Source organism: Micromonospora sp. WMMD1076, assembly GCF_029581475.1.
GTDB lineage: Bacteria > Actinomycetota > Actinomycetes > Mycobacteriales > Micromonosporaceae > Micromonospora > Micromonospora aurantiaca.
Window position 1 is genome coordinate 4,571,764 of the sequence record NZ_CP120862.1, and the last position, 16,335, is coordinate 4,588,098.

10 protein-coding genes are annotated in these 16,335 nt (G+C 74.3%); 2 read left to right on the forward strand and 8 right to left on the reverse strand.

What is annotated here, in order from left to right:
* Window positions 1-2 precede the first annotated feature (2 nt).
* The 6 genes from O7622_RS21750 to rph all read right to left on the reverse strand — a co-directional run bounded on the left by O7622_RS21750 (window position 3) and on the right by rph (window position 7,834).
* Window positions 3-998, reverse strand: coding sequence for an ABC transporter substrate-binding protein (locus tag O7622_RS21750; protein ID WP_282310032.1), 996 nt, complete (start codon window positions 996-998; stop codon window positions 3-5).
* 100 nt (window positions 999-1,098) lie between these two features.
* On the reverse strand, window positions 1,099-1,770 hold the full coding sequence (locus O7622_RS21755; protein ID WP_282310033.1) for an L-ribulose-5-phosphate 4-epimerase: 672 nt from the start codon (window positions 1,768-1,770) through the stop codon (window positions 1,099-1,101).
* Window positions 1,767-3,449 carry a ribulokinase gene (araB, locus tag O7622_RS21760; RefSeq protein WP_282310034.1) on the reverse strand — a complete coding sequence of 561 codons (1,683 nt, stop codon included), beginning with the start codon at window positions 3,447-3,449 and terminating at the stop codon, window positions 1,767-1,769. Before araB ends, O7622_RS21755 begins: the two co-directional genes overlap by 4 nt.
* 233 nt (window positions 3,450-3,682) lie before the next feature.
* Window positions 3,683-4,777, reverse strand: a complete 1,095-nt coding sequence (locus O7622_RS21765) for a 12-oxophytodienoate reductase (protein ID WP_282310035.1) — start codon at window positions 4,775-4,777, stop codon at window positions 3,683-3,685.
* Window positions 4,778-4,819: 42 nt separating this feature from the next.
* Window positions 4,820-5,188, reverse strand: coding sequence for a MerR family transcriptional regulator (locus tag O7622_RS21770; protein ID WP_282310036.1), 369 nt, complete (start codon window positions 5,186-5,188; stop codon window positions 4,820-4,822).
* 48 nt (window positions 5,189-5,236) lie between these two features.
* Window positions 5,237-7,834: a rifamycin-inactivating phosphotransferase gene (gene rph / locus O7622_RS21775; protein ID WP_282310037.1), complete on the reverse strand. Its 2,598-nt coding sequence runs from the start codon at window positions 7,832-7,834 to the stop codon at window positions 5,237-5,239.
* Between the two features lie 294 nt (window positions 7,835-8,128).
* Between rph and O7622_RS21780 the strand changes: the two genes are divergently transcribed.
* Window positions 8,129-12,274 carry a SpoIIE family protein phosphatase gene (locus O7622_RS21780; RefSeq protein ID WP_282310038.1) on the forward strand — a complete coding sequence of 1,382 codons (4,146 nt, stop codon included), beginning with the start codon at window positions 8,129-8,131 and terminating at the stop codon, window positions 12,272-12,274.
* Complete coding sequence (locus tag O7622_RS21785) at window positions 12,271-12,570, forward strand: STAS domain-containing protein (protein WP_282310039.1); 300 nt, start codon at window positions 12,271-12,273, stop codon at window positions 12,568-12,570. The genes O7622_RS21780 and O7622_RS21785 overlap by 4 nt, the downstream gene beginning before the upstream one ends.
* Before the next feature lie 84 nt (window positions 12,571-12,654).
* On the opposite strand, the gene O7622_RS21790 is transcribed toward O7622_RS21785, so the two are convergent.
* Window positions 12,655-13,536 carry a universal stress protein gene (locus O7622_RS21790; protein ID WP_282310040.1) on the reverse strand — a complete coding sequence of 294 codons (882 nt, stop codon included), beginning with the start codon at window positions 13,534-13,536 and terminating at the stop codon, window positions 12,655-12,657.
* Window positions 13,533-16,196, reverse strand: coding sequence for a cation-transporting P-type ATPase (locus tag O7622_RS21795; RefSeq protein ID WP_282310041.1), 2,664 nt, complete (start codon window positions 16,194-16,196; stop codon window positions 13,533-13,535). Before O7622_RS21795 ends, O7622_RS21790 begins: the two co-directional genes overlap by 4 nt.
* Window positions 16,197-16,335 lie beyond the last annotated feature (139 nt).

Here is a 16,335-nt window from a genome sequence, read left to right on the forward strand (position 1 = left end):
GCTCAGTACTTACGGTTGGGCAGTGCCTCCTTGGCCTGCTCCTGGGTGAACGTGGTCTCCTCGGTCTCGATCCGGGCGGGCACCTCCTCACCGGCCTTGACCTTCTTGACCAGGTCCATCAGCTGCGGGCCGAGCAGCGGGCTGCACTCGGCGATGAAGTTGAACCTGCCGTCCGCGAGGGCCTGCATGCCGTCCTTCACCGCGTCGACGGTGATGACGGTGATGTCCCTGCCGGGCGTCTTGCCGGCTGCGGTGATCGCCTCGAGCGCGCCCAGGCCCATGTCGTCGTTGTGCGCGAAGAGCACGTCGATCTTCGGGTTGGCCTTGAGGAACTGCTCCATCACCTGCTTGCCGCCGGCACGGGTGAAGTCACCGGTCTGCGAGGCGACGATCTTCAGGTTGGGGTTGGCGGCGATCGCCTCGGCGAAGCCCTTCTTCCGGTCGTTGGCCGGTGCCGAGCCGGTCGTGCCCTGCAGCTCGACGATGTTGACCGGGCCGGACGCCGACTTCTTCTGCTCCACCAGCCACTCACCGGCGAGGCGGCCCTCCTTGACGAAGTCCGAGCCGAGGAACGTCTTGTAGAGCGACTTGTCGGCCGAGTCGACGGCGCGGTCGGTCAGGATCACCGGGATCCTGGCGTCCTTGGCCTCCTTGAGCACGGTGTCCCAGCCGGACTCCACCACCGGAGAGAAGGCGATCACGTCGACCTTCTGCTGGATGAAGTTGCGGATCGCCTTGATCTGGTTCTCCTGCTTCTGCTGGGCGTCGTCGAACTTCAGCTCGATGCCCGCCTCGGCCGCCGCTTCCTTGATCGAGGTGGTGTTGGCGGTGCGCCAGCCACTCTCGGCACCCACCTGGGAGAAGCCCAGGACGATCTTGTCGTTGCCGTCGCCGGAACCGCCGCCGGTGTCGCTGTTGCCGCACGCGGCCATGCTGGCGGCGAGCAGCACGCCGGCGAACGCCGCTACGACAGTGCGTGCCGTGCTCCTGCTTCTCATCGGTTCTCCTCCGGGGGTTGGATGTTCCGGGCGCACGTCCGGCGGGGAGCCGGAGCGGCCCGGGTGTGGTGGTGGGGAGTGCGCGGCGCACGGTCCGGGGTCAGTGCGCCGGCGGGCGTTGGCCGTACACGTTCTGGTAGCGGTCGTGCAGCGAGTCGATGTCGGCCGGCGCGATCGGCACCGGCCGGCCGAGCGCGCGGGCCAGGTGTGCGGTGCGGGCCACGTCCTCGCACATCACCGCGGCCTTGACCGCCGCCCGGGCGTCGCGGCCGATGGTGAAGACGCCGTGGTTGCGCATGAGCACAGCGGGCGAGCGGTGCCCGGACAGCGTGCTGACGATGCCCTTGCCGATGTCGTCGCCGCCGATCAGCGCGAACGGCCCCAGCGGGATCTCCCCGCCGAACTCGTCGGCCTGCGCGGTCAGCCAGCACGGGATCGCCTCGCCTCGGGCCGCCCAGGCGGTGGCGTACCCGCTGTGCGTGTGCACGACGCCGCCGACCTCGGGCATCGCCCGGTAGACGTAGGCGTGCGCGGCGGTGTCGCTGGACGGGGCGCCGTCGCCGTCGACCACCGCGCCGTTGAGGTCGCAGACCACAATGGCCGCCGCGGTCAGGTCGTCGTAGTCGACACCGCTGGGCTTGATGACCATCAGGTCCTGACCGGGTACGCGGGCCGACACGTTGCCGGCGGTCCAGGCCACCAGGTCGTAGCGGGTCAGTTCGCGGTGCAGGCGCGCCACCGTCTCGCGCAGCGCGTCGACCTGGCTGTTCATCCGACCACCTCCAGGGTCGCGGCGGCGCGGTCCGCGGCGGCGTCGACCGCCGCGTTGCGGATCGCCCGCAGGCGGAGCATCACGTCGTTCGCGCCGCGGCCGAAGTGGTCGTGCAACGCGCGGTACTCGGCGTACAGGGCGTCGTAGGCCCGCACGTTCTCCGGTACGGGCCGGTAGACGGCCTCGTCGATGCGCCCCATCGCGGCGGACGCCTCGTGGATCGTCGGGTACGCCCCGGCGGCCACCGCCGCGTGGATGGCCGAGCCGAGCGCCGGGCCCTGGGCGGAGCCGATGATGCTCAGCGGCCGGTTCATCACGTCGGCGTAGATCCGCATGAGCAGCCGGTTGGAGGTGAGCCCGCCGGCCACCACCAGGTCGTCGACGGGTACGTCCGCCTGCGCGAACGCCTCGACGATCATCCGGGTGCCGTACGCGGTGGCCTCCAGCAGCGCCCGGTAGACGTCCGGCGGCCGGGTGGCGAGCGTCAGCCCGACGATCATCCCGCTGAGGTCGTGGTTGACCAGCAGGGACCGGTTGCCGTTCCACCAGTCCAGCGCCACCAGCCCGTGCGCGCCGACCGGCTGGGCGGCGGCGGCCTCGGTGAGCCGATCGTGCGAGTCGAAGCCGGCCGGGGCGGCGTGCCGGACGAACCAGCCGAAGATGTCCCCCACGCCGCTCTGCCCGGCCTCGAAGCCCCATGCGCCGGGGCTGATGCCGCCGTCGACCACGCCGCACATGCCCGGCACCTCGGCCGGGTGGGTGCCGTTGAGGACGTGGCAGGTGGAGGTGCCCATGATGGCGACCAGTCGCCCGGGCCGCAGCGCCTGGGCCGCGGCGGCGGTGACGTGCGCGTCGACGTTGCCGGCCGCGACCGCGACGCCCTCGGGCAGCCCGGTCCAGGCGGCGGCGCGGGCGCCGAGCGAGCCGGCCCGCGCGCCCAGCGGCAGCAGCGGACCGTCCAGCTTGCTCACGAAGTCGGCGAAGCCGGGGTCGAGCGCGGCCAGGTAGTCCGCCGACGGGTACCGGCCGTCCTGCCGGATGCCCTTGTAGCCGGCGGTGCAGACGTTGCGCGTCTCGGCGCCGCAGAGCTGCCACACGATCCAGTCGGCGGCCTCGACGAAGCGCTCGGCCCGGCGGTAGACCTCCGGGTTCTCCTCCAGGATCTGCAGGCCCTTGGCGAACTGCCACTCCGCGGAGATCTTGCCGCCGTAGCGGCCGAGCCACGGCTCGCCGCGTTCGGCCGCCAGCGCGTTGATCCGGTCGGCGTGCGGCTGCGCGGCGTGGTGCTTCCAGAGCTTCACCCAGGCGTGCGGCCGGTCGCGCAGCTCCGGGATCTCGCACAGCGGCGTGCCGTCGGCGAGCGTCGGGAGCACCGTGCAGGCGGTGAAGTCGATGCCGACGCCCACCACCCGGGACGGGTCCACGCCGGCTTCGGCGAGCGCGGCCGGCACCGCGCGGCGCAGCACGTCGCGGTAGTCGTCCGGGTCCTGGAGGGCCCAGTCCGGGGGCAGCGCCGGGCCGCCGTCGGGGAGCGCGGTCTCGATGACCCCGCGCCGGTACTCGTGCACCGCCGTACCGAGTTCGGCGCCGTCCCGGACGCGGACCACCAGCGCCCGCCCGGACAGCGTGCCGAAATCGACACCGATCACGTACCGGTCGGACGCGTCCACTTCGCTCACTTGCACCTCCGCCGTGTCACGGAGTTAGTGTTAGCGCTCACATACATGCCCGTCAAGACATCTCCGGGCAACAGCTACGTAACGAGGAGCCACCTTCGCCGGACCACCGCGGGCGGAACGGACCGGTGGCCGGCAAGCTCGCTTGCGTCTCATCCGGACTCCGCTTCCGGGGGTTGCACGATGGTGGTGGTGCCACTGTGAGCGCCAACATCCCCGGCTTCAACCCATGCCGCCTAGGGATAGACGTCCTCGTGCGCCTTGCGGTAGTCGACGATCTCGTCCAGCCGGCCGGTCGCGGCGTGCGTCACCCAGGCCGGGTTGCCCAGCAGCGCACGGCCCAGCGCGACCAGGTCGAACTCCCCGTCCGCCAGCCGCGCGGCCAGGCCCGCCACCGACTCCGGGCCGTCCGGGCGCAGGAAGTCCCGCCGCAGCCCGACCGAGCCGACGGTGATCGACGGCAGGCCGGTGAGACGCTTGGCCCAGCCGGCCAGGTTCAGCGGCGAGCCGGGGAACGCCGGCTGCCAGAAGCGGCGCTGCGAGGCGTGCAGGACGTCCGCGCCGGCGTCGGCGAACGCGGTGAGGATCCGCGCCAGCTCGGCCGGAGTCTCGGCGATCCGCGCGTCGAACGCCCGCTCCTTGAACTGGGAGAACCGCACGATCACCGGGTGACGCGCCGGGACCTGCGCGCGTACCGCGCGCACCACCGCCGCCGGGAACGCCGCCCGCCGCTCCGGCGAGCCGCCGAGCGCGTCGGTCCGGCGGTTCGTGTACGGCCACAGGAACTCATCGAGCAGGTAACCGTGCGCGGCGTGGATCTCGATCGCGTCGAACCCGGCCCGGACCGCGACCCGGGCCGCGTCCGCGTACGCCTCAAGCAGGGTGTCCACGTCGGCGGCGGCCATCGCGTGCGGCACCGGGCGGCCCGGCTCGCGTACCCCCGAGGGGGTCCACGCCGGACGGCCGTCGACCGGCTCGCGCAGGCTGCCCAGGTGCCACAGCTGCGCGGCGATCCGGCCGCCGGCGGCGTGCACGGCCTCGACCACGCCCCGCCAGCCGGCCTCGGCCGCGCCGGCGGTCATCCGGGGCACGGTGTCCTCGTGCCCCGCGCTGGGGTGGTCGACCAGCACGCCCTCGGTGACGATCAGGCCGATGCCCGCCGCGGCGCGGCGCCGGTAGTAGCCGGCCATCTCCGGCGTCGGCACGCCGCCCGGCGCGCGGTTACGGGTCATCGGCGCCATCACGAAGCGGGACGGCAACGGCAGCCCGGCGACGGTGACGGGTGCCAGCAGCGGCGTCACCGGCGATGCGGTGTCCAGGGTCGCGTTCATGACCCGACGCTAGGAGTTGACACCGGTGTCAAGGGCAAGCGCTCAGGCGGCCGGATCCCGGGTGTCCTCGGTCACCGTCATGTCGGACACCACGTCGTCGAGCACCGCGACGGCGTGCGCGAGCCGTGCCATCTCGGCGGTCATCCGGGTCCGCTCCTCGCGCAGCCGGTCGGTGAGCCACGAGGTGCGGATCTCCGGATCGGTCACGCAGGGCAGCAGCTCGGCCATCCGGCGGCTGCTCAGCCCGGCGTCGAACAGCCGCTGGATGAGGCGGACCCGGGCCACCGCCGAGTCGGCGAAGACCCGCTGCCCGCTCGCGGTGCGCACGGCGGCGAGCAGGCCCTGCTGCTCGTAGTACCGGATGGACCGGGCGCTGGCCCCGGTACGCGCCGACAGCTCCCCGATCCGCATCGCGCCTCCCCGCTCGCCGGACCTCCATCATCGAGCATGCCGCAGCGGTCAGGGCAGCAGCTCGACGTACCCGTCGATGCCGTGCACGCGGATCCGCCCGCCGTCGGGGATCAGCCGGGTCGCGTCCGGCACCGCCACCACTGCGGGCAGGCCGTACTCGCGGGCGATCACCGCGCCGTGCGTCATCAGCCCGCCGACCTCCGTCACCAGCCCGGCGGCGCCCACGAACAGTGGCGTCCAGCTCGGGTCGGTGTGCGCGGTCACCAGGATGTCGCCCGGCTCCAAATCGGCACCGGCCAGGTCCGTCACGACCCGCGCCCGCCCCTCGACGACGCCGGCCGAGACCGCCAGCCCGGCCAGGGCGCCCGGTGGCACGTCGTCGCGCCGGTACGAGCCGTCGAGGGCCTCGCCGTCGGAGGTGAGCACCCGTGGCGGGGTGAGCGCCCGGTACGCCCGGAACTCCTCCCGGCGCCTGCGGATCAGCGCGGCGTCCACCGATCCGGTGGCCGCGACCTCGCGGAACTCGTCGAAGGTGAGGTAGAAGACGTCCTCCGGACCGGCGAGCACACCGGCGCGCGCCAGCCGGCGGGCCTCACCCATCAGCGCCTGCTTGTAGACGGCGTAGCGGCTCACGATGTCGTACTTCGGGTACTCCCGGTAGCCGGCGAACGTCCGTACCCGCTCGATCACAGCCTGCGTCTCGGCGGCCCTGCGCTCCCCGTCGGGCAGCGCGCGCAGGCGGTCGAGCACCTCCCGGGCCTTCGTCTCGGCCTGCTCCCGGCCCTGCGCGAAACGACGCGCGGCGGCGCCCGGGGCGAAGTTGCGGACGTTGTCCAGGATCAGCGGCACGAGCGTCACGGGACGCTCGCTCCACCGTGGCCGGGTGATGTCGATCTCGCCGACGCAGCGCATGCCGTACCGGTCGAGGTAGCCGGCGATGGCGTCGCGCGCCTCGACGCCGCCCGGCAGCCTCGGCAACTCGTCCAGGAACCCGTCGTCGGCCGCGTCCCGCAGGAACGCCACCACCTCGGGGTACGCGCGGATCACGTCGGCCACGTCGAGCAGCGCCAGGCCCATCTCGGAGGTGACGTTGCCGGGCGCGGACAGCGTGAGCGTGTCGGCGGCGTCGCGCTCGCCGAGCCACTCCCCCAGCTTGTCGTTGAGCCACCAGGTGGCCTGCATCCCCGCCATGATCGCCTGGCCGCTCAACGGGTCGGTGAGCACCCGCTTGTGCTCGGCGAACGCCTCGATCAGGAAGTCGAACAGCTCGGTCCCGGACCGGGTGCCGATGTCGCGGCGCAGGGCGGCGAGCGACTCCCGGCTGCGTTCGACGAGCGTGGTGACGACCGCCGGGTCGGTGTCGATCGGCTGTGGCGGCCCGCCCGCGGGCGGGCCCGCCGGGACCGGGTCCGGCACCGTCGGCACGACGTCCCGGGCGAGGACCGTGTCCAGCGCGTCCCGGGTGAGCGGGTCGGCCCGGCCGATCATGCCCAGGAACGCGGTACGACCCATCGGGGTGGACAGGTGCGGCGTGGCGTCGACGAACAGCCGCCCACCCGCCTCGTGCATCGGTGCCACGGCGGTCAGCCGCCACGTCGACAGGCCCAGCGGCCTCATCGCGTCGGTCATCATCTGCTGGTGGCCGACCGACAGGTAGACGTGGAACCGCCCGTCGGCGGCGGACGCCGGCACCGGGAACAGCGTGGTGATCGGCCGGCTCTGGAGGATGTGGACGTCGTCGCCGGTCAGGGCCCACTCGATGTCCTGCGGACACCCGAAGCGCGCCTCGATCCGCCGGCCCAGCGCGGCGAGGCGTACCGCCTGCGCGTCGGTCAGCGCGGGCTGGGCCTGCCGCGCCGGGTCGACAGGCGTCTCCCGGGTGCCGCCGCCGGGCGCCGCGTGCACCGCCCGCGCCTTCGCGCCGATCGTCCGTCCGGCCACCGCGCCGTCGCGCACCGTGAAGACGTCCGGGTTCACCAGGCCGGAGACCAGGGCCTCGCCGAGACCGAAACAGGCCTCCACCGAGACCACCGTCCGGTCGCCGGTGACCGGGTCCGCGGTGAACATGATCCCGGCCGCGTCCGGTACGACCATCCGCTGCACCACCACGGCCATGTCCACGGCACGGTCGTCGATGCCGTGGCGCCGCCGGTAGGTCACCGCCCGGTCGGTGAACAGCGAGGCCCAGCAGCGGCTCACGTGGCGCAGCACCTCGGCCGTGCCGACCACGTTCAGGTAGGTGTCCTGCTGGCCCGCGAACGAGGCGGTCGGCAGGTCCTCGGCTGTCGCGCTCGACCGCACGGCGTACGCGGCGTCCACACCGGGCCCGGCCAGCGCGGCGGTGACCGCCGCCGCGACGTCGCCCGGTAGCGCGGTCCGCTCGACGGCGCGACGCAGGTCGGCGGCGGCCGTGCGGATCGCCGCCGGGTCGTCCGCGTCCGCGCGGGCGAGCCGGTCCAGCGGGCCGGCCAACGCCGGCGTCCGCGCCACGGCCAGCCGGAACGCGTCGGTGGTGACGCAGAAACCCGGAGGTACGCGCACCCCGTCGATCCGCGTCAACGCCCCCAGACGCGCGCCCTTGCCACCGAACGCGGCGATCCGCGTCCCGTCGACCTCGTGCAGTTGCCACACGTACCGTCCGGTCATGCCGTGCCCCCGTTTTCGCAGCTCGACCCGCATCGGCCGATGATTCTGCGGCATGACCGGGGCCTTGCGGCAAGACCCGGGGTGCGATATACGTTGATAGTGGTGAGGAGAGTTGTCTCCTCGCCTTTCTCTTTGCCGCGCCACGAACCCCTGCCCTGCCCCGATGCCGTCACGTGAGTCAGATCTCCCCGCCCCGGGTGGAGTGCCGGGGGCGTGACGGGGCAAGAAGCGATCACGAGGCCGCGACGCGGCCCGGACGAGCGGGATCGGACGGGGTGGGGGGAGACTCGGGCGATGAGCGGCGCTGACACCGACCCGCGTACGCGTGCCGACGTCTTCGCCGTCGACCGTGAGATCGGGCCGGACCTGGCGCGCATCGACTGGTCGGCGCACCCCCTGGGCCCGCCGGGCACCTGGCCGCAGAGCCTGCGGACCGCGGTGCGGATCCTCCTGTCCTCCCGGTTCCCGATGTGGATGGCCTGGGGGCCGCAGCTCACTTTCTTCTGCAACGCCGCCTACCGGCGGGACACGCTCGGCCGCAAGTACCCGTGGGCGCTGGGGCGTCCGGCGAACGAGGTGTGGGCGGAGATCTGGGACGACATCGGCCCCCGCGTCGACACCGTGCTGCGCACCGGCGAGGCGACCTGGGACGAGGGCCTGCTGCTGTTCCTGGAGCGCGCCGGCTACCGGGAGGAGACGTACCACACGTTCTCCTACAGCCCGCTGCGCGCCGACGACGGCAGCCTGGTCGGGATGCTCTGTGTGGTCAGCGAGGACACCGAGCGGGTCATCGGTGAACGACGGCTGGCGACGCTGCGCGACCTCGGCTCGGACCCGAGCGTCATCCGCACCGAACAGGAGACGCTCGGGTTCGTCAGCCGTCAGCTGGCCCGCAACCCGCAGGACCTGCCGTTCACGCTCACCTACCTGTACGACGACGGTGACGCCCGGCTGGTGGAGACGACCGGGCTGGCCGCGGGCCACCCGGCGGCCCCGGCCACGCTGTCCCTCGGCGACCCCGCCGCACCGTGGCCGGCCGGCGCCCTCACCGACGGCGAGCCGGTGCGGGTCGCGCTCGACGGCGCCGCCTTCACGGACCTGCCCGCGGGCGTCTGGCCCGCCGCGCCGGCCGAGGCGCTCCTGGTGCCGCTGCGGCAGCAGGGCGGAGCGCCGTACGGGTTCCTGGTCGCCGGACTGAACCGCTACCGGGCGCTGGACGACGGGTACCGTGGCTTCGTCGAGCTGACCGCCGGGCACCTGGCCACCGGGATCGCCAGCGCCCGCAGCTACCAGGCGCAGCAGCGGCGGGCCGAGGAACTCGCCGAGCTGGACCGCGCGAAGACCGCTTTCTTCTCCAACATCAGCCACGAGTTCCGCACCCCGCTTACGTTGATCATGGGACCGCTGGACGAGCTGCGCGGCCGGTTGCCGGACGCCGACGAGCAGGTCCGCGCCGAGCTGGACGTCATCCGCCGCAACGGCCTGCGCCTGGGCAAGCTCGTGAACAGCCTGCTCGACTTCTCCCGGATCGAGGCCGGGCGGATGCAGGCCCGCTACGAGCCGGTGGACCTGGCCGAGGTGACCGCCGACCTGGCGAGCGTCTTCCGGTCGGCGATCGAACGGGCCGGTCTGTCCTTCGAGGTGGACTGCCAGCCCCTGCCCGAGCCGGTGCACCTGGACCGCGGCATGTGGGAGAAGGTGGTGCTGAACCTGCTCAGCAACGCGCTGAAGTTCACATTCGACGGCGCCGTCCGGGTGGAGCTGCGCGGCGAGGGCGACACGGCGGTGCTGCGGATCTCCGACACCGGCATCGGCGTACCCGCCGACGAGATGCCGCGCCTGTTCGAGCGGTTCCACCGCATCGAGAACGCCCGCTCCCGCTCCGGCGAGGGCAGCGGGATCGGCCTGGCCCTGGTCCGGGAGCTGGTCACGCTGCACGGCGGCGACATCGACGCGCTCAGCACCGTGGGCCGGGGCACCACCTTCACCATCCGGCTGCCGTTCGGCACCGCCCACCTGCCGGCCGACGCGCTCGCCCCGGCGGGCACCGGCCGGACGCCGGCGTCGGCCGAGCCGTTCGTGCAGGAGGCGCTGCGCTGGCTGCCGGCCGAACCGGGCACCGCCGCCGACGTTGACGACCCGGCCGGCGGGCCGGTCCAGCCGCTGCCCGGCGCGGCGCCGGCCCGCGTCCTGGTGGCCGACGACAACGCCGACATGCGGGAGTACCTCACCCGGCTGTTGCGCTCGGCCGGGCACGAGGTCCACGCGGTCGCCGACGGGCAGGCCGCGCTGGACGCCGCCCGCGCGCACACCCCCGACCTGGTGGTCAGCGACGTGATGATGCCCCGGCTCGACGGCCTGCAACTGGTCGCCGCGCTACGCGCCGACCAGCGGACGGCCGGCACCCCGGTGCTGCTGCTGTCCGCCCGCGCCGGGCAGGAGGCCTCGATCGAAGGGCTGGAGGCCGGCGCCGACGACTACCTGGTCAAGCCGTTCCCGGCCGCCGAGCTGCTGGCCCGCGTACGCGCGAACGTGGAGCTGGCCCGGCTGCGCAACCACCACGCCCGCTGGCGTACCGCGCTCGTCGACTCGTTGCAGGAGGCGTTCTTCGTCTGCGACGAGGACGGCGCGGTGGTCGAGATCAACACGGCGTTCACCGGCATCCTCGGTTACGGGATCGAGGGCCTGCCCTACCCGGCGGTGCACCCGTGGTGGCCGGACCGGGAGGCCGAGCCCGAGGCGCATCGCCAGGTGGCGGAGGCGTTCTCGAGACTCGTGGGGCAGACCCGTGGCACGTACACAGTGCCGGTGACCCACCGCGACGGGCACCGGATCTGGATCTCGGCCGCGTTCAACCAGGTCGACGACCCGGACACCGGCCGCCGGATGATCGTCGGCACGTTCCGCGACGTCACCGCCGAGCACTACGCCGTGCAGCGGGAGACCGCCCTGGCCGGGCTCAGCATGCGGCTGTCGCAGGCCGACGACCTCACCGACGCGCTGCTCGGGGTGCTGGACGAGCTGCGCAAGCTGTGGCGAGCGGCCGGCGTGCTCACCGCCGTCTTCGGCGACCCACCCGCCCCCGAGGTGACCGCCACCGACCCGGCGGCACGGTGGGACACGTTGCCGCCGGAGCGCCGGCAGGCGTTGCTCGCGCTGCGGGACACCCCGCTGCTGACGCCGGTGGCGACGCGTACGCACGGCGCCGGCATCGCCGTCGAGCACCCGCACGGCGCCATGGCGCTCTGGATCGACCTGGGCGAGAAGCGGCCCTTCACCGAACAGGACCAGACGCTGCTGGCGCTGCTGGCCGGCCACATCGGCCAGGGGCTGCACCGGGTGCACCAGATCGACCAGCAGCGGGAGACCGCGCTGGCCCTGCAACGGGCGATCCTCGGCCCGGCGCAGCTCCCCGCCGGTTTCGCGGTGCGGTACTCCCCCGCCGCGATGCCACTCAAGGTCGGCGGCGACTGGTACGACACGGTGGAACTGCCGGACGGGCGCATCGGCATCGTGGTCGGCGACTGCGTGGGACACGGCCTTCAGGCCGCGACGGTGATGGGCCAGCTGCGCAGCGCCTGCCGCGCCCTGCTGTTGCAGGACCCGAGCCCGGCACGGACGCTGGTGGCGCTGGACCGGTTCGCCGCGCTGCTGCCGGGAGCGTCCTGCGCCACCGTCTTCTGCGGTGTCCTCGACCCGGCCACCGGCCTGATGCGCTACTCCAGCGCCGGTCATCCGCCGGCCATCGTGGTCCGCGCCGACGGCACTCCCGAGCTGCTGCAACACGGCCGGTCCCGGCCGCTGGCCGTCCGTCCGGGCCAGGAACGCCCGGAGGCGGAGGCGACGGTGCAGCCGCGCGCCACCCTGATGCTCTACACCGACGGCCTGGTGGAACGCCGCGGCCAGCCGATCACCGCCGGCATCGCCCGCGCCACCGACGCCATCCAGCAGGGGCACCACGCGCCGGTCGAGGTCCTGGCGACCGAGATCATGGAGCGGCTCACCCCCGACGGCGGCTACCACGACGACGTGGCGCTGCTGCTCTACCGCCATCCCGGGCCGTTGGAGCTGGAGTTCCCGGCCGAGTCGACGCGGCTGACCGAGGTCCGCAGCGCGCTGCGGGGATGGCTGGACCGCTGCGGGCTCGCCCCGGCCCACGCCTACAACATCCTGGTCGCGGCCGGGGAGGCGTGCGCCAACGCCATCGAGCACGGGCACCGCGACGACCCGGGCGGCCGGATCCGGCTGCGCGCCGCCGCCACCGCCGGCGCCCTTCGCCTGAGCGTCACCGACAGCGGCCACTGGCGGGACCGGGACCAACCCTCCGACCCGCACCGCGGCCGGGGGCTCGTGCTCATGCGCGCGTTGATGGACAGCATCAGCGTCACCCCGGGGGCCACCGGCACCACAGTCGACATGCAGGCGAGGATCACGCCATGAGCACGTCCCTGACCCTGACCACGAGCGACAGCACGGACGGCGTCCGCGTGCTGGCAGCCACCGGTGAGATCGACATGAGCAACGCGTCCGCCTTCGCCGACGCGCTGGCCGAAGCCGTACGCCCCGACGGCGAACCCCTGGTCGTGGACCTCACCAGGGTGGAGTACCTGGACAGCGCCGGGCTGGCCGCGTTGTTCCCGCACGCCGGCCGGATCGCGCTGATCGCCGGCCCGCTGCTGGAGCCGCTGCTGACCATCTCCGGGCTGGCCGACCTCACCACGGTCCGCAGCGCCTGACGCAGTAACGGTGTCCGGCGCTGCCGCGGGTCGGGGGCCGTCACGGTGTCCGGCGCTGTCGCCTGGTCGGGCGCTGTCGCGGGGTCAGGCGCCGTTGCGCACGATCACCAGCGGCGAGTGGGCGTGGTGCAGCACCGCGTGGCTGACCGAGCCGAGCAGCAGCCCGCCCAGCGCGCCCCGGCCGTGCGCGCCGACCACCACCAGCTGGGCGTCCTTCGACTCCTCGACAAGCACCCGGGCCGGGGCGCCGGAGATCGACCGCTGCCGCACCGGCACGTCCGGGTAGCGCTCGGCCCAGCCGGCGATCGACTCGGCGACGACGCGCCGGGACTCCTCGGCGAGCGCCTCCGGGTCGTACACCAGGGGCAGGATGTCGCCGGGGCCGATCGGAGTGGGGTACAGCCAGGCGTGCACAGCGATCAGCGACGCGCCCCGGCGGTCGGCCTCCTCGTACGCGAACCCGACCGCCGCCGTGGACAGCTCGGAGCCGTCCACACCCACCACGACCGGGCCGTCGGCGCGCGCCTCGCCGCGCGTCACCAGCACCGGGCAGTGCGCGCGGGCCGACACCTGGAGCGTGACCGAGCCGATCAGCAGACCGGCGAATCCGCCCAGGCCGCGGTGGCCGAGCACGATCAGCGCCGCGTCGCGGGACTCGGCGACCAGCACCGGCGCCGGAGCGCCGTCGACAACCACGCCGGTGACCGGTACGTCCGGCGCGACCTTGCGGGCCTCGGTGACCGCCTCGGCGACGCACCGCTCGGCCTGGTTGCGCAGGCCGGCGCCGGCGGGCGCACCCGGGGCCGGGGTGAGCGGCGCGCGGGTCAGCGGCCAGATGAACGCGTGGACCACCTGCAGCGGCCGGTTCCGGTCGGCGGCCTCGCGGGCGGCCACCCGGACCGCGTCCAGCGAGGCGGCGGAGCCGTCCACACCCACCACGACGGGGGCCTGCGAGTGGATCGTCATGTCGTCCTCCTTCGCTCGTCCTCAGCCTGCCCGTCAGACGGCCGGCCCGGCAGGGCCGGCGGTCCCGGCGTGGGGCCGTTGGTCCCGCGAAAGCGGCGGGTCAGCCTCAGCACCAGCCCGGGCAGCACGCCGATCGCGGCGCAGGCGAGCAGGTCGAGCGCGCTGAGCGGGGACGTGCCGAGCAGCTCGCGCAGCGGCGGCAGCAGCACGCCCGCCACCTGGAGCACAGCGGAGACCGCGACCGCCACCGGCAGCGCGAGGTTGCGCTCGCGCGAGCCCGGGGCACGGATCGCGCGGACCGCCAGCGCCACGCCGAGCTGGGCCAGGCCGAGGACCACGAACACCACCGACTGCCACGGACGGTCCGCCGCCGCGGCCCACACGCCGGCGCCCAGCGTCGCCGCGGCGATCAGCCCGCCGGTGAGCAGCACGTCCCGGCCCAGGCCGGCGCCGAGCACCGACTCCTGCGGCGAGCGGGGCGGCCGGCGCAGCGTGCCCGGCTCGGCCGGTTCCGCGCCGAGCGCCACACCGGGAACGCCGTGGGTGAGCAGGTTGATCCAGAGGATCTGCGCCGGCAGCAGCGGCACCGGCAGGCCGAACAACGGGCCGAGCAGCATCACCGCGATCTCGGCGACGCCACCGGCGAGCGCGTACCGCAGGAACCGGCGGATGTTGTCGTAGATCCGGCGGCCCTCGCCGATGGCGGTCGCCACGGTGGTCAGGTCATCGTCGACGAGCACGAGGTCGGAGGCTTGCCGGGCCACCTCGGTGCCGCCGCCCATCGCCACGCCGATGTCCGCGCGGCGCAGCGCCGGGGCGTCGTTGACGCCGTCGCCGGTCATCGCCACCACGTGCCCATGGGTCTGGAGACCGGCGATGATGTCGAGCTTCTGCTCCGGCTGGGTCCGCGCGTACACCCGGGTCTCCGGGTGGGCGCGGCCGGGGTCGCCGTCGTCGCCGTTGGCGAGCGGGTCGCCGTCACGCCAGAGCCCGAGCCGCCCGCCGATGGCGGCGGCGGTCGCCGGGTGGTCGCCGGTGATGAGGACCAGCCGGATGCCGGCCTCCTCGAAGCCCGCGGCGATGCCGGGGGCCGCCGCGCGCAGCGGGTCGCCGACCGCGACCAGGCCCAGCGGGCGCAGGCCGGCCGGGCGGGCCGGGTCCGGCAGGGTGTCGACCACCGCCGAGGCCACCGCCAGCACCCGCAGCCCTTCGGCGGCGAGCCGGTCCGCGGCGTCGGTCAGCTCGGCCAGTTCCCCGGCGTCGGCGTCCACCAGCGGCGCGGCCAGCAGGTTCTCCGGCGCGCCCTTGCAGACCACCAGGTAGCGCCCGTCGCAGCGGCGGTGCACTGTGGTCATGCGGCGCAGGTCCTGGTCGAACGGGGCCTCCGTCACGCGGGGCCAGGCGTTGCGGGTGGTGTCCGGGTCCAGGCCGCATCGGGCGCCGAACGTGACGAGCGCCGCCTCCAGCGGGTCACCGATCGCGGTCCACTCGGGCCGCTCGTCGGTCGGCGGCGTCACCGTGGCGTCGTTGCAGAGCAGCCCGGCGCGGGCGAGAGCGCGCAGCTCGTCCGGGGCGCTCACCGGCTCGCCCCGATGGCGCACCTCGCCGTCGGGCGCGTAGCCGGTGCCCGTGACGGCGTAGCGGTCACGGCCGGGGACGACCGCGTACTGCACGGCCATCCGGCCCTCGGTGAGCGTGCCGGTCTTGTCGGAGGCGATCACGGTGACCGAGCCGAGGGTCTCCACGGCGTGCAGCCGGCGGGGGATGGCCCGGCTGCCGGCCATCCGGCGCGCACCCAGGGCGAGCGCGAGCGTGACGACGGCGGGCAGCGACTCCGGCACGGCCGCCACCACGAGGCTGACGGCGGTGACCGCCATCTGCGTGACCGGCCGCCCGTCGAGCACGCCGATCGCGAAGACCAGCCCGGAGAGCACCACGGCGGTCAGGCCGAGCACCCGGCCGAGCGAGGACAGGCGCCGTTGCAGCGGGGTGGGCGCCGGCCGGGTCGCCGCGACCAGGGCGCTGATCCGGCCCAGCGCGCTCGCCGCGCCGGTGCGCGCCACGGTGCCGGTGGCGCGGCCGGTGGTGACCACGGTGCCCGCGCTCGCCTCCTCCCCCGCGAGCCGGGCCACCGGCACCGACTCGCCGGTCAGCGCCGACTCGTCCAGGCTGAGACGTACCGCGTCGGTGAGGTCCAGGTCGGCGGGCACCACGTCGCCGGCCTCCAGCCGGACCAGGTCGCCGCGGACCAGGTCGGCGGCGGGCAGCACGAGGTCGCGGCCGTCGCGGACCACACGCGCGGTCGGTGCGGCGAGCCGGTCCAACGCGGCGACCGCCCGGTCGGCGCGTACCTCCTGCACCACGCCGATCGCCGTGTTGATCAGGACGACCAGCACGATCACCGCGGTGTCCGGGTAGTCGCGCAGCAGCGTGGTCACCACGGCGGCGGCCAGCAGCAGCGCCACCAGCGGATCGGTGAGCTGGCGGAACACCCGGCCGGCCAGCCCGCGCTTGCGCGGTGCGGCCACGGTGTTCGGCCCGTCGGCGCGCAGCCGGGCGGCCGCCTCGGCCGAGCCGAGCCCGGTCGCGGGGGCCGGAGAGATCTCGGTGGGCGTCGTCGCTGTCGCGGGCCCGCCGTTGATCAGCACATCGTCCTCCATGTCGTCGCCACCCGCGCCGGGCAATCCCAGCATGCCGCGCGGCCCTAGGTGGGTCGCAGGGCCGAGGGCCTGTCGGACCCGGGACCAACGGCCCCCGCGTACGGGGCAGCGCGGCGCCCGGCGCGCCGGTAACGTCCGC

Excerpts from the sequence above, each read along its gene's own strand:
- O7622_RS21780 (WP_282310038.1), top strand. The coding sequence starts at position 8,129 with ATGAGCGGCGCTGACACCGACCCGCGTACGCGTGCCGACGTCTTCGCC.
- O7622_RS21755 (WP_282310033.1), bottom strand. The coding sequence starts at position 1,770 with ATGAACAGCCAGGTCGACGCGCTGCGCGAGACGGTGGCGCGCCTGCAC.
- O7622_RS21795 (WP_282310041.1), bottom strand. The coding sequence starts at position 16,196 with ATGGAGGACGATGTGCTGATCAACGGCGGGCCCGCGACAGCGACGACG.
- rph (WP_282310037.1), bottom strand. The coding sequence starts at position 7,834 with ATGACCGGACGGTACGTGTGGCAACTGCACGAGGTCGACGGGACGCGG.
- O7622_RS21785 (WP_282310039.1), top strand. The coding sequence starts at position 12,271 with ATGAGCACGTCCCTGACCCTGACCACGAGCGACAGCACGGACGGCGTC.
- O7622_RS21765 (WP_282310035.1), bottom strand. The coding sequence starts at position 4,777 with ATGAACGCGACCCTGGACACCGCATCGCCGGTGACGCCGCTGCTGGCA.
- O7622_RS21790 (WP_282310040.1), bottom strand. The coding sequence starts at position 13,536 with ATGACGATCCACTCGCAGGCCCCCGTCGTGGTGGGTGTGGACGGCTCC.
- O7622_RS21750 (WP_282310032.1), bottom strand. The coding sequence starts at position 998 with ATGAGAAGCAGGAGCACGGCACGCACTGTCGTAGCGGCGTTCGCCGGC.
- O7622_RS21770 (WP_282310036.1), bottom strand. The coding sequence starts at position 5,188 with ATGCGGATCGGGGAGCTGTCGGCGCGTACCGGGGCCAGCGCCCGGTCC.